The organism is Streptomyces sp. NBC_01428, from assembly GCF_036231965.1.
Lineage (GTDB): Bacteria > Actinomycetota > Actinomycetes > Streptomycetales > Streptomycetaceae > Streptomyces.
In genome coordinates this window covers 8,587,589-8,606,599 of sequence record NZ_CP109499.1, presented here as the reverse complement: position 1 = coordinate 8,606,599, position 19,011 = coordinate 8,587,589, and the positions used below count along the sequence as shown (strand labels likewise).

Annotated in this window: 19 protein-coding genes; 15 read left to right on the top strand and 4 right to left on the bottom strand. The window is 71.1% G+C overall.

Annotation, left to right across the window (positions count from 1 at the left end):
- Positions 1-26: 26 nt before the first annotated feature.
- Together OG406_RS37505 and OG406_RS37500 are read right to left on the bottom strand one after the other, a co-directional pair.
- Positions 27-1,235 carry an amidohydrolase gene (locus OG406_RS37505; protein WP_329190210.1) on the bottom strand — a complete coding sequence of 403 codons (1,209 nt, stop codon included), beginning with the start codon at positions 1,233-1,235 and terminating at the stop codon, positions 27-29.
- A 70-nt stretch (positions 1,236-1,305) separates the two neighbouring features.
- The gene (locus OG406_RS37500) at positions 1,306-1,974 is read right to left on the bottom strand and encodes a GntR family transcriptional regulator (protein WP_329190209.1); all 669 of its coding nucleotides are present in this window, start codon (positions 1,972-1,974) and stop codon (positions 1,306-1,308) included.
- A gap of 325 nt (positions 1,975-2,299) precedes the next feature.
- Between OG406_RS37500 and OG406_RS37495 the strand changes: the two genes are divergently transcribed.
- The 3 genes from OG406_RS37495 to OG406_RS37485 all read left to right on the top strand — a co-directional run bounded on the left by OG406_RS37495 (position 2,300) and on the right by OG406_RS37485 (position 4,867).
- Positions 2,300-2,746: a MarR family winged helix-turn-helix transcriptional regulator gene (locus tag OG406_RS37495; protein ID WP_329190207.1), complete on the top strand. Its 447-nt coding sequence runs from the start codon at positions 2,300-2,302 to the stop codon at positions 2,744-2,746.
- 64 nt (positions 2,747-2,810) lie between these two features.
- On the top strand, positions 2,811-4,169 hold the full coding sequence (locus OG406_RS37490) for an MFS transporter (RefSeq protein ID WP_329191101.1): 1,359 nt from the start codon (positions 2,811-2,813) through the stop codon (positions 4,167-4,169).
- Between the two features lie 140 nt (positions 4,170-4,309).
- Positions 4,310-4,867 carry a cysteine hydrolase family protein gene (locus OG406_RS37485; protein WP_267051893.1) on the top strand — a complete coding sequence of 186 codons (558 nt, stop codon included), beginning with the start codon at positions 4,310-4,312 and terminating at the stop codon, positions 4,865-4,867.
- A 105-nt stretch (positions 4,868-4,972) separates the two neighbouring features.
- Here the strand turns inward: OG406_RS37485 and OG406_RS37480 are convergent, their stop codons facing one another.
- Complete coding sequence (locus OG406_RS37480; protein ID WP_329190205.1) at positions 4,973-7,210, bottom strand: MMPL family transporter; 2,238 nt, start codon at positions 7,208-7,210, stop codon at positions 4,973-4,975.
- A gap of 236 nt (positions 7,211-7,446) precedes the next feature.
- On the opposite strand from OG406_RS37480, the gene OG406_RS37475 reads away from it, so the two are divergent.
- A complete protein-coding gene (locus tag OG406_RS37475) occupies positions 7,447-8,223 on the top strand; it encodes a TetR/AcrR family transcriptional regulator (RefSeq protein WP_329190203.1) in 777 nt (258 codons plus the stop codon).
- Here the strand turns inward: OG406_RS37475 and OG406_RS37470 are convergent.
- Positions 8,220-8,660, bottom strand: coding sequence for a MarR family winged helix-turn-helix transcriptional regulator (locus tag OG406_RS37470; RefSeq protein WP_327410718.1), 441 nt, complete (start codon positions 8,658-8,660; stop codon positions 8,220-8,222). The genes OG406_RS37475 and OG406_RS37470 overlap by 4 nt on opposite strands.
- Positions 8,661-8,780: 120 nt before the next feature.
- Here OG406_RS37470 and OG406_RS37465 point away from each other — a divergent pair, with 120 nt between their 5' ends.
- From OG406_RS37465 to OG406_RS37415, 11 genes are all read left to right on the top strand, one after another.
- Positions 8,781-9,335, top strand: a complete 555-nt coding sequence (locus OG406_RS37465) for a quercetin 2,3-dioxygenase (RefSeq protein ID WP_266852867.1) — start codon at positions 8,781-8,783, stop codon at positions 9,333-9,335.
- Positions 9,335-10,198, top strand: coding sequence for an alpha/beta hydrolase (locus OG406_RS37460; RefSeq protein ID WP_329190197.1), 864 nt, complete (start codon positions 9,335-9,337; stop codon positions 10,196-10,198). Before OG406_RS37465 ends, OG406_RS37460 begins: the two co-directional genes overlap by 1 nt.
- Before the next feature lie 569 nt (positions 10,199-10,767).
- Positions 10,768-11,952 carry an ATP-binding protein gene (locus OG406_RS37455; RefSeq protein WP_329190195.1) on the top strand — a complete coding sequence of 395 codons (1,185 nt, stop codon included), beginning with the start codon at positions 10,768-10,770 and terminating at the stop codon, positions 11,950-11,952.
- On the top strand, positions 11,949-12,791 hold the full coding sequence (locus tag OG406_RS37450; RefSeq protein WP_239154716.1) for a roadblock/LC7 domain-containing protein: 843 nt from the start codon (positions 11,949-11,951) through the stop codon (positions 12,789-12,791). The genes OG406_RS37455 and OG406_RS37450 overlap by 4 nt, the downstream gene beginning before the upstream one ends.
- Positions 12,784-13,167, top strand: a complete 384-nt coding sequence (locus OG406_RS37445) for a DUF742 domain-containing protein (protein ID WP_164369695.1) — start codon at positions 12,784-12,786, stop codon at positions 13,165-13,167. Before OG406_RS37450 ends, OG406_RS37445 begins: the two co-directional genes overlap by 8 nt.
- A 3-nt stretch (positions 13,168-13,170) precedes the next feature.
- Complete coding sequence (locus tag OG406_RS37440; RefSeq protein WP_164369694.1) at positions 13,171-13,731, top strand: GTP-binding protein; 561 nt, start codon at positions 13,171-13,173, stop codon at positions 13,729-13,731.
- A 10-nt stretch (positions 13,732-13,741) separates the two neighbouring features.
- Entirely contained in the window at positions 13,742-15,124 is a 1,383-nt protein-coding gene (locus tag OG406_RS37435; RefSeq protein ID WP_329190191.1) for a cytochrome P450, read from the top strand.
- A 93-nt stretch (positions 15,125-15,217) separates the two neighbouring features.
- Entirely contained in the window at positions 15,218-16,465 is a 1,248-nt protein-coding gene (locus OG406_RS37430) for a cytochrome P450 (protein WP_164369692.1), read from the top strand.
- On the top strand, positions 16,462-17,256 hold the full coding sequence (locus tag OG406_RS37425) for an enoyl-CoA hydratase/isomerase family protein (protein WP_329190187.1): 795 nt from the start codon (positions 16,462-16,464) through the stop codon (positions 17,254-17,256). Before OG406_RS37430 ends, OG406_RS37425 begins: the two co-directional genes overlap by 4 nt.
- Positions 17,257-17,433: 177 nt before the next feature.
- On the top strand, positions 17,434-18,453 hold the full coding sequence (locus tag OG406_RS37420; RefSeq protein ID WP_267051885.1) for an alcohol dehydrogenase catalytic domain-containing protein: 1,020 nt from the start codon (positions 17,434-17,436) through the stop codon (positions 18,451-18,453).
- Positions 18,454-18,527: 74 nt separating this feature from the next.
- Positions 18,528-18,968 carry a glutaredoxin domain-containing protein gene (locus OG406_RS37415; RefSeq protein ID WP_164369689.1) on the top strand — a complete coding sequence of 147 codons (441 nt, stop codon included), beginning with the start codon at positions 18,528-18,530 and terminating at the stop codon, positions 18,966-18,968.
- Positions 18,969-19,011 lie beyond the last annotated feature (43 nt).

Genomic DNA, 19,011 nt, shown 5'->3' with positions numbered 1-19,011 from the left:
CCGGCCCGAACGAGCGGGTGGGCGGCTCAGCCGACGAGACGCAGCTGGTCCGCGACGACCCGTCCCGCCTGCACGACCGTGCGGTCGGTGCCCCGGTCCATGACGGCGGCGGCCACGCTGTCACCGTCGACGAGGACGAGGTCGGCCGCGTCCCCGACCCCGACACCGGGCCGGTCGGCCGTGGACGTCAGCCGCTCCAGCGACGGGTCCAGGATCGCGGCGCCGCCCCGGCTCGCGACCGCCCAGCAGTGCTCGATCAGCTCGTCCGGCCGGTAGCGGTTGGTGAACGCCAGCTGCCACGTGCGGTCGAGCATGTCGCCGTTGCCGTACGGCGACCAGTAGTCGCGCTGGCCGTCCTCGCCGAGACCGACCCGGACGCCGGCCCGGGTCAGGTCGGCCAGCGGCAGGGCGTTCTGCTGCTGCGCGGGGGCGATCGTGGCCATCGAGACGTCCAGCTCGGCGAACTCCTCGATGAGGCGCCGGGTCGTCGCCTCGTCCACGGTGCCGAGCTCGTACGCGTGGGAGAGCGTCACCTTGCCCTGCATGCCGAGGGCACGGGTGCGCTCCAGAATCAGGTCGGTGCTGAACACGCCCAGGTGGCCCGGCTCGTGGAGGTGGATGTCGACGGGGGCCTGATGCCGTTCGGCGAGCCCGAAGACGATGTCGAGGTGGCGGACCGGGTCGCGGTCCAGGGTGCACGGGTCGATGCCGCCGACGACCGCGGCCCCCGAGGAGAGCGCCTGGTCCATCAGGTCCGGCACCCCCTTCTCCAGGAGGAGGCCCGCCTGCGGGAACGCCATGATCTCGACGTCGGCGCGGTCCTTGTGCGCCTCCTTCGCGGCGAGGACGCCCTCGAAGCGCTCCAGTCCGCTGTCGGCGTCGATCTGCGCGTAGCTGCGCACCCGTGTGGTGCCGCGCTCGATCATGCGGCCCAGCAGGGCGGTCGCGCGCTCGGCGACCGGCGGGTCCTCCCGCCAGTGGTCGCGGTCGTTCATGGTCAGGCCCCACACGCCGGGCTTGCCGGTGTGCGGGCGGAACGGCAGGCCGATCCGGTTGGAGTCCAGGTGGCAGTGGACGTCGGAGAAGGAGGGCATGGCCAGGCGGCCGCGGCCGTCGACGCTCGTGCCGTCGTCCGTGCGGGCCGGGTCGTGCGGCAGGATCGCGGAGATCCGGGCGTCGCGGATCTCTATGTCACTGGCCTCCCCGCCCCAGGGGCGGACGTTCCTGATCAGCATGGGTGGGTCGTACTCCTTGCGGTTGGTGCCGTGAGTGACGGTGGTCGGGGGGCCGGCCGACGCAGGTGCCTCAGTCGGCCGGCAGGACGTCGGCGAGCGTGGCGAGGGAGGGCGCCCGGCCCATCTCGATGTGCGTGTAGGCGAGGGCGGCGGCGAGATCCGGCTTGCCTTCGGTGATCGCCGCACAGATGTCCTGGTGTTCGGAGCACTGGACGCTCTGGTCACGGTCGCCGGTGAGGGTGAACACCCACTGCACGAGTCCCAGGGAGGGCTGGAGAGTCGTCTGCAGCAACCGGTTCCCGGTGAGCGCCACGATCTCCGCGTGCAGGGCGGTGTTCGCGCCGGGGATCTCGTGCACGTCGGCCCGGCGGGTGGCGTCCTCCGCGACCGTCATCAGTTCGCTCAGCCGGGCGGTACTGGCGCCCGCCGCGCTGACCTGCGCCGCGCGCCGGGTGGCGAACACCTCGAGGCTCAGCCGCAGATCGAACAGCTCGTCCACGTCACGGAGGGTCAGCCGGCGCACCGACGCGCCCTTGCCGGGCGAGAGTTCGACGAGTCCGTCCGCCGCCAGGCGGGACAGCGCCTCGCGCACGGGCACGCGGGAGAAGCCGAGCGCTTCGGAGAGGTCGCGCTCACGCAGCCGGGAGCCCGGCGGGTGGGTGCCGTCGAGGATGGCGGCGCGCAGGGTCCGCTCGGCGCGGTCGACGTGCGAGACACCGTTGTCCGGATGGGTGGTCACCGTGGCACTCCTCCAACGCGGGACAAGGGGACGGGAACAGGGCCGCCACCCGCGGTCGGTCGCTCCCGGAGGCCCGGGGCGAGCGGACACGCGGCGCTCCTCGGCCGTGCGTCACGGGGACCCTAGCATTTGGCATACCAGTAGGGTTGCGGATCACCGGAATGCTGGCTGCTTTGCCCTCGATCACCCGCTATCTACCGTCGGGCAGGAACCCCGTCGAGGAATTCGGTATACCGCGATCTCCGATCCCGCGGCCTGCCGATCATCCAGCCAAACTGCGCAGGTAAACTGGACAACCTGGGCTGTCGATCCTAGGCTGGGAGCCATGAGTGACGATCGTGGGCTGTCGCCTTCAGCCGTCCGCGCCTCGCAGTCGGTCCGAGGAGTCATCGGGCGCCTGCGCCGCCGCATCCGCGCCGCCGGGAGCACCGAGGACCTCAGCCTCACCCAGGCGTCGGTGCTGGCCCGCCTGACGGACGACCAAGGGCTCACGACCAGTGACCTCGCGGTCTCCGAGGGGATGCGCCACCAGTCGATGGCGTCCACGGTCGGCGCCCTGGCGGTCCGGGGCCTGGTGGAACGACGCCGCGACCCCGGTGACGGCCGGCGTCTGCTGATCGCGCTCACCGACGAGGGGCGCCGACGAGCCGAGGCGGGCAGACAGGCGCGCGGCGAGTGGCTCGCCGCCGAACTGCAGATGAAGTGCACCGAGAAGGAGCGCCAGACCGTGATAGCGGCGATGGCCGTACTGGAGCGTCTCGTCAGTGACTGAGCAGACCGCCGCCGCACCCGGCGACACCAGGAAGGCAGGCTTCGACCGCCGGCTCCTCCCCCCGATGATGCTGGGGTCGGTCCTGAACCCGATCAACTCCACCATCATCGCCGTGGCGCTCGTCCCCATCGGCGTGGCGTTCGGGGCCCCGGCCTCGCAGACCGCCTGGCTGGTCTCGGCCCTCTATCTGGCCACCGCCCTCGGTCAGCCGATCGTCGGCCGCCTCATCGACCTCTTCGGCCCCCGTCGCCTCTTCCTCCTCAGCACCAGCCTCGTCGGCATCGCCGGCGTCGTCGGCACCCTCGCCCCGAACCTCGGCGTCCTCATCGCCGCACGGGTCCTGCTCGGTTTCGGCACCTGTGCCGGATACCCCGCCGCCATGGCCCTGGTGCGCAGCGAGGCCGAGCGAACCGGACAGGACAGTCCCGCGGGCGTCCTGACCACACTGGCGGTCACCAACCAGACAATCGCCGTGGTCGGGCCGCTGCTGGGCGGCCTGCTGATCGGACTGGGCGGCTGGCGCTCCACGTTCGCGCTCAACATCCCCCTCGCCGTGGTCGCCGTCGTGCTCGGCCGGCTGCGGCTCCCCAAGCAGCCGCACACACGGACGGCCGGGCGGGGCGGCCTGGCCTCGCAGGTCGACCTGCCGGGGATGGGCCTGTTCGCGGCCATGCTCTTCTCGCTGCTGCTGTTCCTGATGAACCTGCGGGCCGGCGACTGGTACCTGCCGGTGATCACCGTCGCCGCCGCCGTCGGCTTCACACTGCGGGAGCTGCGCGCGAAGACACCGTTCATCGACCTCCGCGTCCTCGGCGGCAACGCCCCGCTGCTGGCCACGTACGGGCGGGCCCTGGTGGCCTACATCGTGTCGTACGCCTTCCTCTACGGATTCACCCAGTGGACGGAGGAGAGTTACGGACTCTCGCCGTTCCACGCGGGACTGGTGCAGATCCCGATGTTCCTCGTGGGGATAGGTGTCTCCGTGACCGTCGGCCGGCGCGGCGGGGTCCTCGGCAAGCTCCTGCTCGGGGGCGTCGGCCAGATCGCCGCCTGCGCGTTGATGCTGACCCTCACCGCGGCGAGCCCGATCTGGGCGCTGGTCCTGCTCGCGGTCGTCTTCGGCGTGCCGCAGGGGTCCAACAGTCTGGCCCTGCAGAACTCCGTCTACTTCCAGGCCGACCCCGAGCGCACCGGCTCCTCCGCCGGACTGCTGCGCACCTTCGCCTACATGGGGTCGATGATCGCGTCCTCGGCCACCGCAGCGTCCTTCGGGGAGCGTGCCAGTACCGAGGGAATGCACCACCTCGCCTGGATCATGCTCGGCGCGGGCGTGCTGTATCTGCTCATCACCGTCTTCGACCGGAGCCTGCGCCGGGTCTCGGTCGACCGGGACGGTTCTTCGTCCTCCCCGGCGTCCTCATAGGGGCGCACGGCACACCCCGCGCGGGAGTTCACTCCCGCCCCCCCGTGGAGATCACCCGCGTCCCGTGCCCGCGAGCCGACGCATCCCGAACCGCGTACCCGCGCGTCCCGAACCACGTATCCGTCGCGAAAGGCAGAACCGTGTCCCGCACCGCCCTTCTCTCCATGGACCTCCAGCTCAACCACATCGCGCACGTCCCCGACGGCTATCTGCCGGACGCGGTCCGGGCACTCGAGACGGCGCGCGCCGCCGAGGTCCCCGTCATCCATGTCGCCCTGCGACTCCGCCCGGGTCACGTCGACGTCCACGCCGACAACAAGATCTTCGGCGCGCTGCCGCTCCACCTCTTCACCGCCGACGACCCGGGTGCCGCCATCCACCCGGACGTCGCTCCCCGCGGCGACGAGATCCTCGTGCACAAGAACCGCGTCAGCGCCTTCTCGGGCAACAACCTCCGTCAGATCCTCGCGGTGCGGGGAATCGACCACCTCGTCCTGGCCGGCATCGCCACCAGCGGCATCGTGCTGTCCACCGCCCTGGAGGCGGCGGACCTGGACTACCGCGTCACGGTCCTGTCCGACGCCTGCGCCGACCGCGACGCAGACCTGCACACGACCCTGCTCACCAAGGTCATCGGCCGCCGCTGCGAGGTCATGACGACGAGCGCATGGGCCGACACGCTCAAGGCCTCGGCCTGACAGGCGGCGCTCTCGCCGGGGTGGCCGTCGCACGCGCCGGTGCCCGCCTCCGTTCGAAGAGGCGGGCACGGAAAGCGTGTTGGTCCCGGGAGGCGGGCCGCGGCCTCAGACCTCGGTCGAGTCCTTCACGTACGGCGGCGTGACCGGTCGCACCGGTGCGGCCACCGGTGCGGGAGCGGCTTCGCTGAGGCCGTACCGCCCGTGCAGGGTGCGCAGGAACGGCGGCGCGTACCAGGCCGAGCGGCCGAGCAGGCGCATCGCGGCGGGTACGAGGATGCCGCGCACGGCGACAGCGTCGATGAGGATGGCCAGTCCACTGCCCAGGCCGAACATCTGCATGAAGCTGAGCCGGGCCGTACCGAACGCGAAGAAGCTCACCGCGAGGAGACAGGCCGCCGCGCTGACGATCCGTCCGGTGTGGCCGAGCCCGTCGGCGACGGCGGACTCGGTGTCGTGGCCCGCGTCGTGGAGTTCCTTGATCCGGCTGGTGACGAACACCTCGTAGTCCATGGAGAGGCCGAAGGCGATGCAGAACATCAGCACCGTCATCGACACCTCCATCGGCTGTGCCGTGAAGCCGAGCGGGGACGACAGATGGCCGTCCTGGAAGATCCAGGTCATCACCCCGAGCGTCGCTCCCAGGCTGAGCAGGTTGAGGACCAGGGCGCGCAGGGGCTGCACGACGCTGCCGGTGAACAGGAAGAGCAGGACGAAGGTGGTGAGGGCGACCAGGGCCACGGCGAGCGGCAGCCGGTCGGCGATGGACGCCTTGGAGTCGACCAGCACGGCGTCGGTCCCGCCCACCAGGGGGTGGGTCCCCTCCGGCGGCGTGAGCGAGCGCACCTCACCGACCAGCCGCTGCGCCCGCGGCGACTTCGGCGGCAGGGTGGTCACCACGTTGATCCGCTGCGCGTCCGGGCGGCCGAGCGCGGGGTTGCCGGGGCCGGTCGCCGTGGACCGGCCGTCGCCGTAGACGCCCGTGCCCGCTTCGACGCGGGCGACGCCCTCGAGACCGGAGAGCGCGACCGCGTAGGTCTCCAACGGGCGCTTGCCGAGGGGCTCGTCGATGACGACGTGGAGGGCCGCGTCGTCGTTGCCGCCGAACTTCTCCGTCAGCACCGAGGCGACCCGGCGGCTCTCGGCGCTCTCGGGCAGCACGCGCTCGTCCGGCGTGCCGAAGGAGATTCCCAGCAGCGGGCTCGCGGCCAGCAGCAGGACCGCGAGGACGGGCAGGGCGGTCAGCGCCGGCCGCCGCATGACGGTGCGGGCGATCCGGCCCCACAGAGGCGGCCTGCTGCCCGTGGGCCGGGTCCTCGCCCAGGGCATCCGCGCGCTGTTGACGCGGTGCCCGAGGACGACGAGCAGCGCGGGCATCACGAACAGGGTGCTGAGCGCCGCGATGGCGACGACGCCGACCCCGGCGTAGCCGAAGGAGCGGAGGAAGTACTGCGGGAACACCAGGAGGGCGCCGAGTGCGGCGGCCACGGTCGCGGCGGAGAACGCGATGGTCCGGCCGGCGGTGCTCACCGTCCGCCGGACGGCGTCGTCCACGCTCGCGCCCGTCGCGAGCTGTTCGCGGAAGCGGCTGACCATGAGCAGCGCGTAGTCGATGCCGAGGCCGAGACCGAGGGCGGTGGTCAGGTTGATCGCGAACACGGAGACGTCGGTGACACTGCCGAGGAGGAACAGCCAGGCGAAGGTTCCGACGATCGCGGTGAGTCCGATCACCAGGGGCAGCAGGGCCGCGACCACGCTGCCGAACACGACGATGAGCAGCAGGAGGGTGAGCGGCACCGCGATGGACTCGGCCAGCACCAGGTCCTGGCCGGACTGTTCGCCCATCTCGCTGGTCACGGCCGCGCCTCCGCCGGCCCGGACGGTCAGAGCGCCCTTGTACGGTCCGGCGTAGGTGTCGATGACCCGCTTGGCGTTCTCGTCCCGCTCGGTGCCGTCTCCCGCCACATGGGCGAGAACCATCGCCTCGCGGCCGTCCGCGGAGCGGAGACCGGGACTGTCCGTGTCCCAGTACGAGATCACGTTCCCCAGATCGGGTTCCTTCTTCAGGTCGGCCACCAGGGCCCGGCCGCTCCGCTGTGCGGCCGGGGCGTCGACGCCTCCCGAGGATGCCCCGACGAGCAGGACGAGGTTGGTCTCCCCGCCGAACTTCTCGTCGATGACCTGCCCGGCGCGACTGGACGAGGAGGCGGGGTCGTCGTATCCACCGCCCATCAGCTTCCCGAACGCGCCGGCGCCGGCGACCCCCATGAGGACCAACGCCGCGACGGCGACGACGAGGACGATCCGGGAGCGGCGGATCACCAGTTCGGCTATGCGTTCAAACACGGACGGTCTCCTTCGTGACCCGGCGTCAGAAGACTTCGGGCAGGCGGCATCGAGGCGGGAGGGCTCGGCTCGGCACCCCGCGGCGGCACATGGATCCGGCAGGGCGGACGCGACGACGCGGATGCCGTCGCCCTGACGACGTTAGGGAGACGGCGGAGTCTTTGGCAGTGTCAGATTTTTCTGACGGTTCACAACCTCACGCCACGGAGAGCGAGTTGATGTCGTACGGTCGTGACATGACGGTCGGCGAACTCGCGACAGCCCCGCCCTCCCTCCGTGAGCGGCGCCGGGCGGCGGCCACCCGGGAGATCCTGGAGGCGGCCGAGCGCCAGATCGCGGAACACGGGCCCGCCGCCCTGTCCCTGCGTGCGGTGGCCCGGAGTCTGGGCATGACCGTGCAGGCGCTCTACCACTACTTCCCGAGCCGGGACGATCTCGTCACCGAGCTCATCGTCAGGGCGTACGACGCGCTGGCCGAGGCCGTGCAGAGCGCGGTCGACGCCACCGCGGGCGACACGGCCCGGGAGGGCGTGGTCATCGCGGCCGAGGGGTACCGCCGTTGGGCCATCGACCACCCCGAGCGGTTCCAACTCCTTTACGGGACACCGCTGCGGTACTACGCGGCACCCGCCGAGGGAACGACCACGAGGGCGGCGCGCCGGATGAGCGCCATCTTCGAGCGGGAGTTGTTCGCCGGCTTCTCCGCGGCGCAGCTCGCCGCCGCCGACACCGGCGGCCTCTCCCCCTCGGCCCTGGCCTACCTGGACGGGTTGCCGCCGACCGGCCGGGACGAACTGCCGCCTCCCGCGACCGCCCTTGTCCTGAGCGCGTGGGGCCACCTGCACGGCCAGGTCGTCCTGGAGGTCTTCGGGCACACCGCGTTCCTCGGCGACCACCAGGCCGAGATCTTCCGGATGGCCATGCGGAACCTGGTCCAGAACATCCGCGACCGGATCCCGGCCACCCTGTCGACGAGCGGAGACGGCACGGGGGAAACCGCGCTTCCGGGTTAGGAGTGCGGCCCTTCGGGCGCCCCCCAGGGCTGTTCGAGGGTCGCCTTCAGCGCTGCGACGGCGTCCTCGCCGATGCGGGCGGCGAGTGTGCGCTCCAGTTGTCCGACCATGGCTTCCGCCCGTTCGTGCGCGGTCCGGCCCTTGGCCGTCCGCAGGATCAGCCGCCGGCGTGCGGACTCGGGGTCCGGGTTCTGTTCGAGCAGGCCGACCGCGATGAGGCTGTGGACCGCCTGGTGCGCCGTCTGCCGTGTGACACCCATGCGCCGGGCCAGCTCGGCCACCGTCGTGCCCTGCTCGTCGAGGACCGCGAAGACGTTCAGCTGGGTCGCGGTGACGGGATCCACGTCCTCCGCCTCCAGTGCCGCGAGCAGTCCCTCGTCGAACCACCGACGTGCGGCGCCCAGCAACTGCGGCAGGTTCCGGCCTCCGGCACCCATGCGTTCCTCGTCTCCCCGCGGGCCACGGCACGGGTCTTGCGCCTCCCGGACCGACATGTCAGGGTACCTTACATTCATGTCAGGCACCCTGACATCGGCTGCCGGTTCCGAGGAGATCGCATGACCTTCGAGTACGCCACCCGATACCGCCCGGCCTCGCACATCCCGCCGGAACCGGGAAAGCCGTACTTCATCGAGAAGGGCATGGGCGACCGGGCCCACCTCTTCACCGACCTGTTCACCGTGTACGCCGGCGGCGAGCAGACGGAGAACACCTTCAACTTCTTCACGTGCGAGGGCCCCAAGGGCGACGTCATCCCGGCCCACATGCACGCCGACACGTACGAGGTGTTCTTCGTGACGGACGGGGCGGTCCGGCTCTACGTCGAGGAGCCGAACGGGACGCAGCACACCAAGCTGCTCACCAGTGGGGACTTCGGTTTCGTCCCCAAGAACTGCCCCCACGCCTATCGCATCGAGCGCAACGGCAGCCGCATCGTCGGCGTCGCCTCGGGGCCCTCGGGCACCTTCGAGCGCTTCTTCGAGAACCTGGGCACGCCCACGGAGTCGCTCGGGCTCCCCCAGGACCCCTACGTCCCCGAGCCGCAGAAGTTCGGCACCGTGCCCCAGCAGTACGACGTCCGGTTCCTGCCCCAGCACCAGTGGCAGGTCTGATGCCCGCGCCGGACCTCCGCTCGGTGATCGCGGCGCCGCACCCCGACCTCGCGCCGCTCCCGCCATCGGCGCCGGTCGGCGACGGGGTACGGCTGTACCGCGGCGTCCCCTACGCCGAGGTGCCCGGAGCCCGCCCCCTCGAACTCGACCTGTGGCTCCCTGCGGGTCCTGGGCCGCATCCGCTGGTTCTCCTCGTCCATGGCGGCGCCTGGCGCAGGGGGCATCGCGGGGACATGGGCCACCGCTTGCGTTCCTGGGAGCCGAGCCCGTTCGCCCGCATCGCCGCCTCGGGGTGCGCGGTCGCCTCGGTCGACTACCGGCTCAGCGGCGAGGCCGTCTTCCCGGCCCAACTCGACGACCTGCGCGGCGCTTTCCACTGGCTGTCGGCACGCTCCGGCGAGCTCGCCCTCGACACCGCGAGGACGGTGGTGTGGGGCGAGTCCGCCGGTGGCCACCTCGCCGCGCTGCTCGCCCTGGCGGACGACGTGCGCGGCATCGTCGGTGCCGTCGTCTGGTACGCGCCGACCGACCTCAGCCCGGACGCGGACAACCCGGACAGCCCGGAGGCGCTGCTGCTCGGCGCCGCCCCCTCCGAGGTTCCGGACCGCGCCGCCCTGGCAAGCCCGCTCCGGCAGGTCCGCCCGGGAGCACCCCCCTTCTTCCTCGCGCACGGGGAGAGCGACTCCATGGTCGGCGCCGAGCACGCGACGCGACTGGCCGCCCGGCTCGCGGAGGTGGGGACGCCGGTCGAGCTGCGGCTGGTGCCGGGTGCCGACCACGTCTGGTACGGCCTTCCCGAGAGCCAGGTCGAGGAGGTGTTCACCGCCTCGCTCCGCTGGGCCCGCGAACGAGCCGGCCGCTGAACGACGGCGTCCGCGGCGGCGGAGGTACGCGGTGGACCGCACCGGAGGCACGGAATGCGGGCCGCACTGGAGGCACGGAGTGCGGACCGCATCCGGGGGGGGGTGGACCACCTCAACAGGCCGGTCGCCGGCGCCTGTCGACCCGTCGTCACGGCCTCGCCGAGCCTCGGGACGGCGCGGTGCCGCGGCGCCGAGTCGGCTGCGCCGCCGACGGCCGTCCCGAGTCCGCCCGGTGAAGGTTCCGCGCCGCGCGTGAAGAGATCCGCGCATGATCCGGCATCCGGCGGCAAGGTGAACCGGAACCGGTCGGAGCGATGGCTGAGGAGGTATCAACAAGCCTACCCAGCAGCCGCGTTGGCGTCGAATTCGGTCAAAGGGGTCGCGATCCGGAGGCCATGTCGCAGTGATAGCATTCCCGCGTCTTCGACCTTGATCAACTCGGCTCGCGTGGTGGTCCGAGGTCGGCCTGCTCTTCGTGTAACAGCGGTCATGCAGTTAGCGGATGTGTCGCGGGTCCTTTCGGGGTGTATCTGGTGATGCCTGCATGCCACGCACCAGGAAAGGTTTCCATGAATAAAGACACGCTCATATGGTGTCTGGCTGCGGCAGCGGTGGTCGCCGTCGGCGCAGCCGTGGTCCTCGTCATCCGCAACAAGGCCCTGGGGGCCAGGAGGAAGCAGGTCGAGGCGGCGCTCACCGCGCAGTTGAGCGAATCCGAGGGCAAACTCGGCCACTCGCGCGCGGAGTTGCAGAAGTTCAGCGACGAACAGGCCGCCGTCATCCAGGAGGCCGAGCGGTCGGCCGAGGAGAGCACCAAGGCCGTCCTCAAGGGTGCGGCCCGCTTCCTGCAGAGCCTCGCCGCCGAGCAGACGACGCTCCTCGACGGCATCCAGCGCAAGTACGGCGGACACGCGGTCCTCTCCGACCTGCTGGACGTCAACCACGCCAACGCGCAGATGGCCCGCAAGGCCCAGGGCATCGCGGTCATGTGCGGCGCGCCGCTCGGCCGCCGCAACCAGCCCGCCAGCGTGTACGACGTCGTGCGCAGCGCGCAGGGACAGATCCGTAACTTCCACCGCGTCCAGATCATGCAGCAGAGCGGCATCGCGCTGAAGGCGTCCGCGGTGGCGCCCGTCGCCCTCGCGGTGGCCGAGCTGCTTGACAACGCTGCCAGCTTCTCGCAGCACGACGCACCGATCGAGGTGACGTTCCAGCGGGTCCAGAGCAACCTGTGCATCGTCATCGACGACGCCGGCGTGAGCATGAGCGACGAAGACCGGCAGAGGGCGACGACGCTGCTGTCCGGCGAATCCGTCCCGCGCCTGTCGGAGCTGGGCACCCAGCCGAAGTTCGGCTTCCCGGTGGTCGGCCTGATCGCCCGTCAGTACGGCTTCAAGGTGGACGTCACCGGGATCTCCCGGTACGGCGGCGTCCGGGCCGTCGTCCTGCTGCCCGAGGAGTTGTGGACCGTGGAGGAGACCCCGCCGACGCCGAAGGAGGCTCCCGTCACGAGGATCCGCCGGGTCGAGAGCCGCGAGGAGCAGCAGCCCGCGACACGCACGCTGCACGGTCTGCCGAAGCGGGCCGACCGTCAGGAGCCCGTCGCGAGCCTCACCGACGAGACGGACACCCCGGCGGCGCGGACGCCCCGCAGGACCGCCCGCGGCTCCGGCGGTCTCGGCGCCCTCCAGCGTGGCACGCTCTCCGGCCGCGACCTCGCAGTTCCCTCGCCCGAAGGGTCCGAAGACGCATGACCACAGACATGTCGTGGATGGTCCGGGACATCGTGGACAACGTTCCCCGGGCACGGCACGCCGTGGTGCTGTCCGCGGACGGCATCCCCCGCGGGTCCACGGACGGCCTGACGCCCAAGGACGTCAGGACCATCTCCGCCGCCATGGCCGGCATGCAGTCGCTGAGCCGGGCCACCGCACACTTCGCCGGACCGGCCGACGAGCGGCGCTGGAACCAGACGGTCATCGAGTTCTCCCACGGGTGGATCTTCCTGATCGGCGCGGGACAGGGCGCCTACCTGGCCGCGGCCGCGGAACCCGACGTCGACCTGCAGCAGATCTCGTTCCGTATGCACCGGCTCGTCGCCCGGCTGGGCGACAACCTCACCTCGCCGCCCCGGGTGACCGCCGGTGACGCCCGGCGCGACGAGGCCGCGAGGCTGCGGGAGGAGGCCGGCGCGTCGGGGTTCGTGCTCGCCGGGCTGGACCAGGCCATCGCCGACGTGCCGGGCGCCCGGCACGCCGTACTCCTCGGATCGGACGGGCTCCCGCGGGGCGCGACCTCCGGGATGAGCAAGGACCTCGCGGACACGATCTCCGCGGCCATGACGGGCATTCACGCCTACAGCCGTGTCACCTCGCAGTTCGCGGGTGGCCTGGAGGACGCCGAGTGGCGTCAGACGGTCATCGAGTTCCAGCACGGCTGGATCTTCCTGATCGCGGCCGGTGACGGCGCGTTCCTCGCCGCGTCGGCCGATCACGACTGCGACATCGAAGAGTTCACCGCACGTCTCGAGGACGCCGTTCCCACACTGCTCGCGAACCGGGCACCCCAGGGAGAGAGGGCCGACGATGCATGACGGACCGGACGACGAACTGGAACTGACGGCGCCCTTAGTCCCCCTGTTCGTGATCACGGGCGGACGTGAGCTTCCCGCGGACCACGAGTACGAGCACACCACCCTGGTCACCGCCCACGAGGACGCGACCGGCGCGGCACCCGTGCTGTCCCCCGAGGCACGCAAGGTGCTGGACCTCGTCGCGGACGGGTTCCTGTCCGTGGCCGAGGTGTCGGGCCACACGCACCTGCCGATCGGCATCGTGCGCATCCTGCTGGCGCAGTTGGAGGAGAACGGCCTCATCCTCGTGAGGAAGCCCGTGCCCCGCGCCGAGCGTGTCGACCGCGAACTGCTCAGCGCCGTGCTCGACGGCCTGCGAACCCGATTCGGAGCGTGACTCGTGTATCTGGATCCAGCCGTCTCCAACTCCGTGAAGATACTCATCGTCGGGCACTTCGGGGTGGGCAAGACCACCTGCATCGGCAGCATCTCCGAGATCGAGCCGCTGCAGACCGAGGAGGAGATCACCGAGGCGAGCGAGGGCTTCGACGACCTGTCGGGGACCCCGGACAAGACGACCACCACGGTCGCCATGGACTTCGGCCGGCTCACCCTCAGCGAGGAGCTCGTCCTCTACCTCTTCGGGACCCCCGGACAGGAACGCTTCAAGGAGATGTGGGAGGAGCTGTCCCGGGGTGCGCTGGGTGCCCTGGTTCTGGTCGACCCCACGCGGCTCCACGAGAGTTTCGCCATCCTGGACCTGGTCGAGCGGTTCGGGCTGACGTACGCCGTCGGTGTCAACCGCTTCGACAACACACCGGACTACCCGCTCGACGAAGTACGCGAGGCCCTCAACCTCTCCGAGGCGACTCCCATCGTGCACTGCGACGTCCGTGACGAGCAGTCCTCCGCGCAGGCGCTCATCGCCCTCGTCACCCACCTCATGACAGTCCTCGGCTAGGAGACACGCAATGCAGCAGCCCTTCAACGCGCCGGGCATACCGCCTGGTTGCCCCGCACACGGGAACGTCCAGCTGTTCGGCCCGGAGTTCGGCTCCGATCCCGAGGCCCACTACGCGGAGCTGCGCGCGGCCGGTCCCAGCGCGCCCGTCGACATCGCTCCGGGTGTCGAGGTCGAGCTGGTCACCAGTTACGACGCGAGCCTGTACATCCTGCAGAACCCGGCCTGGTTCGTCCGCGACTCGCGTCGCTGGAACGCGCTCAACGAGGGGCGGGTCCCGGCGGACAGCCCGGCGCTGCCGATGATGGGCTACCGGCCCAACGCCCTGTTCAGCGACGGCGCCGCGCACGCCCGTCTCCGGCAGGCCGTCACCGACAGCCTGGCCACCGTCAACGAACTCCAGCTCATCCGGCAGGTGCAGCAGTCCGCCGACTACCTCATCAGCCGGTTCAGCACCGAACTCCGCGGCCAGGCCGAGCTGATGGCGGACTACGCCCAGCCGCTCCCGCTGCTGGTCTTCAGCGACCTGTTCGGCTGTCCGCCCGAGATCGGCGACCGTGTCATCGTCGGGATCAGCGGCATCTTCGAGGGCACTCCCGGCGCGGACGAGGTGCTGGGCGGAGCGCTCGCCGAGCTGATCGCCCTCAAGCACCGGCAGCCCGGCGAGGACCTGACGACCCGTCTGATGAAGCATCCCGCGGGTCTGACCGACGAGGAGGTCCTGCACCAGCTCGTCACCCTGCTCTCCGGTGGCACCGCGCCGCTCGCGGCCGCCATCGGGACCAGCAGCGCGCTGTACCTCGGCGAGGAGTGGCAGGCCGGCCTCCCCATCGAGGACGCCGTCGTCCAGACGCTGTGGAACTACGCGCCGATCGCCAACTACGCGGCCCACTACCCGACGCAGGACGTCGAGCTGGGCGGCAGGACGCTCCGCGCCAACGACCCCGTGCTCATCTCCTTCGCGGCCGCCAACACCGACCCGAAGCTGACCGAGCACCGCGAGCAGCTCAGCGGCAAGGCGCACCTCGCCTTCGGCGCGGGACCCCACGCCTGTCCCGCCAAGGACCCGGCGTTCATGATCGCGGTCACGGCCGTGGAGTCGCTGCTCAACCGGCTCCCCGACGTCGAGCTGCGTGTCCCCTTCAAGGACCTCTCCTGGGTGCCCGCGCCCTGGAGCCGCTCCCTGGTGACCGTCCCGATCCGCTTCACCCCGCGCCAGGTCCCCTCCGCCGCGGCCCAGCAGGGCCACTCCCTGCCCGCCCAGGCGACGCAGACGTCCGCGTCGGCCCAGCAGGCCTCCGGCGCCCCCGCGGGCCGTCCTGCCGCGCACGCGGCGCCGCAGCACAAGGGAGGACTCTTCAGCCGCTTCCTGGCGTGGACGCGAGGCGAGTGACGTAGGTAACCCTAAGAGACCAGAGTGTTATTGGATGCTTCAATCACCCCGCGGGTATGCATGGCGGCGTTTGCTCAGAAAGGAGCCGCCACCGTGGGGATTGCCACGACACCGTCCACCGACCGCCGGACAGCCGTCGCTCTCTTCTCCCGCCTGCGGACAGCAGAGGGCCAAGCCGATCCCTTTCCGATCTACACGGAACTCCGGTCGAGGGGCGGGGTGAGCCCCGCACCCTGGGGAGGCTTCCTCGTCACCGGTTTCGCCGCCTGCGACCGGATCCTGCGCAGCTCCGACTGGCTGGAGCCGGACAGGAACTGGCGCGAGAGCCAGGGACCGCGCACCCGCTGGAGCGCCTCCTCCTCACGCGAGATAGGCCGCACCCTGCCGGCGCTCAACCCGCCGGAACACACCAGGGTGCGGCGAGCGGCAGGCAGTTTCGACCGGGGAACCATCGAGCAGATCGGTCGCACGGTGAGCCGGGTGACCGACTCGCTCATCGACACCCTCGAAGAGCGACTGCGCCACGGCGAGGCGGACTTCGCCGCCCTGGTCAGCGAGGAACTGCCGATCGCCGCCATCGGCGACTGGCTTCGGCTGCCGCCCGCGGACTGGCCACGCCTGCGCGAACTGACCCACGACCAGGTCTTCACCCAGGAACTGCTGCCCTCCGCCAGCCAGTTGGCGCAGTCCGACGCCGCCATGGCCGAACTGCGCTCCTATCTCACGGAAGTGGTGCGCCACCGGCGCCGCCATCCGGGCGAGGATCCCGTGTCCCGGTGGATCACCACCTGGGACGGCATAGAACCGGACCAGGAGAAGGCGGACGAAGCCGTCTATCTGCTGGTCCTGTTCATGCTGCTGGCCGCGCTGGAGACCACCTCCACGCTGCTGTCCACCATGACGCTCCTGCTCCTCGAACATCCCGAGCGGTGGGACATGGTCGCCGCGGACCCCGACATCGTGCCCGCGTTCGTGGAGGAGGCCCTGCGCTACGACTCACCCACGCACGTGATCAGCAGGGTCGCGGCACAGGACTGCGTCCTGGACGGTGTCGAGATCCACGCGAACGACATGGTCCATCTGATGGTGGGAGCGGCCCACCGGGACCCGGCCAAGCACCCCGACCCCGACCGCTTCGACCCCCTGCGCAAACCGGCCCACCTCGCCTTCAGCGGAGGCATCCACTACTGCCTCGGCGCCCCGCTGGCCCGTCTGGAGGCCCAGACCCTTCTCCGCCAACTCGTCGGACGCCTGCCACGCCTCACCCTCGTGCGGCGCCCGCAGAGGGCACCCCGTGTCGCCTTCCGTCGTCTGCTGAACCTGGACGTCGCCCTCGCATGAACGACATACTTCCCGCTCTTCCGGAGCACTCCCCCGGCTCCATCGGCACCGTGCAGGACGGACCCGTCCTGCACGTGCGCCTCAACCCCTCGCACCAGGACGACACGCTGGGCGTCGGCGTCCTCGACGACCTGACGGCCCTGCTCGACGAGTTGCACGACCGGCCGGACGTCCGCGTCGTGGTCCTCTCCTCCCTGGGCGAGGACTTCTGTCTGGGAGCCGACCGCACGGAATACCTGGCCGCGCTCGACGCGGACCCGACCGGCGCCACCATGCGCAGGATCGCCGACAAGGCCCAACGGCTGTGCCGGGCGCTGGAGAACACCCACGCCGTCACCGTCGCCCGGCTGCACGGCAAGGTCGTCGGAGCGGGTCTCGCCCTCGCCGCGTACTGCGATCTGCGCGTCGGCGCCGACACCTGCCGGTTCCGCATGCCGGAGGTCGGCCTCGGCCTGCCCCCGGCCTGGGGAGGGGCCATGGGGCGCCTCGTGTCCGAGGCCGGTGTCGCGCGGATCCGCGAACTCATGCTCACCTGCGAGGTGTTCGACGCGTCCACCGCCCACCGGCTCGGGCTGCTCCACAAGGTCGCCCCGGTCGACGAGCTGGACCGGACCGTCGCGGCCTGGACCAGGCCGCTCGTCCGACGGTCCCCCGAGAGTCTCGTCCTGACGAAGCGCATGCTCACCGGTTTCTCGCAGGCGTCCCGCACCGCCGACGTCTCCCTCCTCGACGCCCACCTCCTGACCGCCCACCTCACCCGGCCGCAGAGCCGCGACCTGACGGCTCTCTGAGCGGCACACCCTGCCCTGTGCGGAACCGGACCGCCGCACGGGCAGCGCCCCCACGAAGGGCGGGCCGGGCCCCTCACCCCCGCGATCAGGCGGCGGCGGCCGTCTCGGCATGCGTGATCCCCCCGGAGCTGGTTCGCTGGAGAGCGGGGCGTTTCACGCATGCACGAGGGAGATGCCATGAGCACCTATCGAGTCGCGGAGGTCCGGACCGCGAACGGTCCGTTCGAGATCGCCGAACGGGAGGTGCCCAAGCCGGGCCCCGGGCACGTACGCGTACGCGTCGAGGCCTGCGGGATCTGCCACAGCGACGCCTTCTTCATCAGCGCCGGGCTGCCCGGCGTGACCTTCCCGCTCGTCGCCGGCCATGAGATCGCCGGGCGGATCGAGGAGGTCGGCGAAGGCGTCTACGAGGGCTGGACGACGGGCGAGCGCGTCGGCGTGGGCTGGTTCGGCGGAAGCTGCCTCCACTGCAGGCCGTGCCGTCAGGGCGACTTCATCGTCTGCGAGAACCTCAAGGTCCCCGGCTGGAGTTACGACGGCGGGTTCGCCGAGTCCGTGATCGTGCCCCAGGACGCGCTGGCGCGGATCCCGGACGGACTGTCCTTCACGGAGGCGGCGCCTCTCGGCTGCGCGGGCGTGACCGTCTACAACAGCCTGCGGCGCAGCTCGGCCCGCCCCGGTGACCTGGTCGCCGTGCTCGGACTCGGCGGTCTCGGGCATCTGGGCGTCCAGTACGCGGTCGCCATGGGCTTCGAGACCGTGGTCGTCGCGCGCGGCGGCGCCAAGGCGGAACTGGCCGAACAGCTCGGAGCGCACCACTACATCGACAGCACCGCCGGTTCGCCCTCCGAGGCGTTGCAGGCGCTCGGCGGTGCCAAGGCCGTGCTGTCCACCGCCGCGAGTTCCCAGGCGACCTCGGCCGTCATCGACGGACTGCTGCCCCGTGGTGAACTCATCGTGGTGGGCGCGGACATGTCGTCCCTGGACGTCACTCCCACCCAACTCCTCATCCCGGGCAGGATCGTTCGCGGTCATCCGTCCGGCACGTCGCAGGACGTCGAGGACGCGATGGGTTTCAGCGCGCTCTTCGGGATCCGGCCGATGATCGAGACCGTGCCGCTGGACGGAGTGGGTGACGCCTATCAGCGGATGCTGTCCGGTGACGCCCGGTTCCGCATGGTCGTGACCATGTCCTGAAGGACGGGACGAACGTGTCCGGCCGGCCCACGCCACTCCCGGCGGCGGGCCGCGCACCGGTAGCCTTCGGCCTCATGATGCGCGCCTGGTTCCTGCCTCTGCTGTTGGTGCTCGTCGGCTCGCTGGCGGCGACCGGGTCGGCCCTGCGCGGGAGTCCTGGCCTCGGGGTCGTCCTCCTGCTGGTGTTCGTGCTGCTCGGGGCCGTGCACTCGCCTCTGGCCTTCCCCCGGTCGGTCGGTGCCCTCGAAGCGCAGCGCCGGAGCGCGGTCGACGGCCGGCCGGTCGTCTTCTGGCGGGCGGGATGCTCGTACTGTCTGCGGTTGCGCATGCGGCTGGGCCGTGACTCCCGTCAGGTCCACTGGGTGGACATCTGGCGCGATCCCGCGGGCGCGGAGGTGGTGCGGGCGGCCAACGACGGCAACGAGACCGTTCCTACGGTCCTCGTCGCGGGCCGCCCTCACGTCAACCCGGACCCGGAGTGGGTGCGCGCGCAGATCACCTCCGCACCGCGCTAGGCGAGGCCAAGGCTGCCGATCGCGGTGAACGGCCCTCCTCGGC

Bases quoted from the DNA above. Each gene is read 5' to 3' on its own strand.
- OG406_RS37505 (WP_329190210.1), bottom strand. From the start codon at position 1,235: ATGCTGATCAGGAACGTCCGCCCCTGGGGCGGGGAGGCCAGTGACATA.
- OG406_RS37415 (WP_164369689.1), top strand. From the start codon at position 18,528: ATGATGCGCGCCTGGTTCCTGCCTCTGCTGTTGGTGCTCGTCGGCTCG.
- OG406_RS37475 (WP_329190203.1), top strand. From the start codon at position 7,447: ATGACGGTCGGCGAACTCGCGACAGCCCCGCCCTCCCTCCGTGAGCGG.
- OG406_RS37465 (WP_266852867.1), top strand. From the start codon at position 8,781: ATGACCTTCGAGTACGCCACCCGATACCGCCCGGCCTCGCACATCCCG.
- OG406_RS37445 (WP_164369695.1), top strand. From the start codon at position 12,784: ATGCATGACGGACCGGACGACGAACTGGAACTGACGGCGCCCTTAGTC.
- OG406_RS37460 (WP_329190197.1), top strand. From the start codon at position 9,335: ATGCCCGCGCCGGACCTCCGCTCGGTGATCGCGGCGCCGCACCCCGAC.
- OG406_RS37435 (WP_329190191.1), top strand. From the start codon at position 13,742: ATGCAGCAGCCCTTCAACGCGCCGGGCATACCGCCTGGTTGCCCCGCA.
- OG406_RS37455 (WP_329190195.1), top strand. From the start codon at position 10,768: ATGAATAAAGACACGCTCATATGGTGTCTGGCTGCGGCAGCGGTGGTC.
- OG406_RS37425 (WP_329190187.1), top strand. From the start codon at position 16,462: ATGAACGACATACTTCCCGCTCTTCCGGAGCACTCCCCCGGCTCCATC.
- OG406_RS37470 (WP_327410718.1), bottom strand. From the start codon at position 8,660: ATGGGTGCCGGAGGCCGGAACCTGCCGCAGTTGCTGGGCGCCGCACGT.
- OG406_RS37420 (WP_267051885.1), top strand. From the start codon at position 17,434: ATGAGCACCTATCGAGTCGCGGAGGTCCGGACCGCGAACGGTCCGTTC.
- OG406_RS37450 (WP_239154716.1), top strand. From the start codon at position 11,949: ATGACCACAGACATGTCGTGGATGGTCCGGGACATCGTGGACAACGTT.
- OG406_RS37490 (WP_329191101.1), top strand. From the start codon at position 2,811: ATGATGCTGGGGTCGGTCCTGAACCCGATCAACTCCACCATCATCGCC.
- OG406_RS37495 (WP_329190207.1), top strand. From the start codon at position 2,300: ATGAGTGACGATCGTGGGCTGTCGCCTTCAGCCGTCCGCGCCTCGCAG.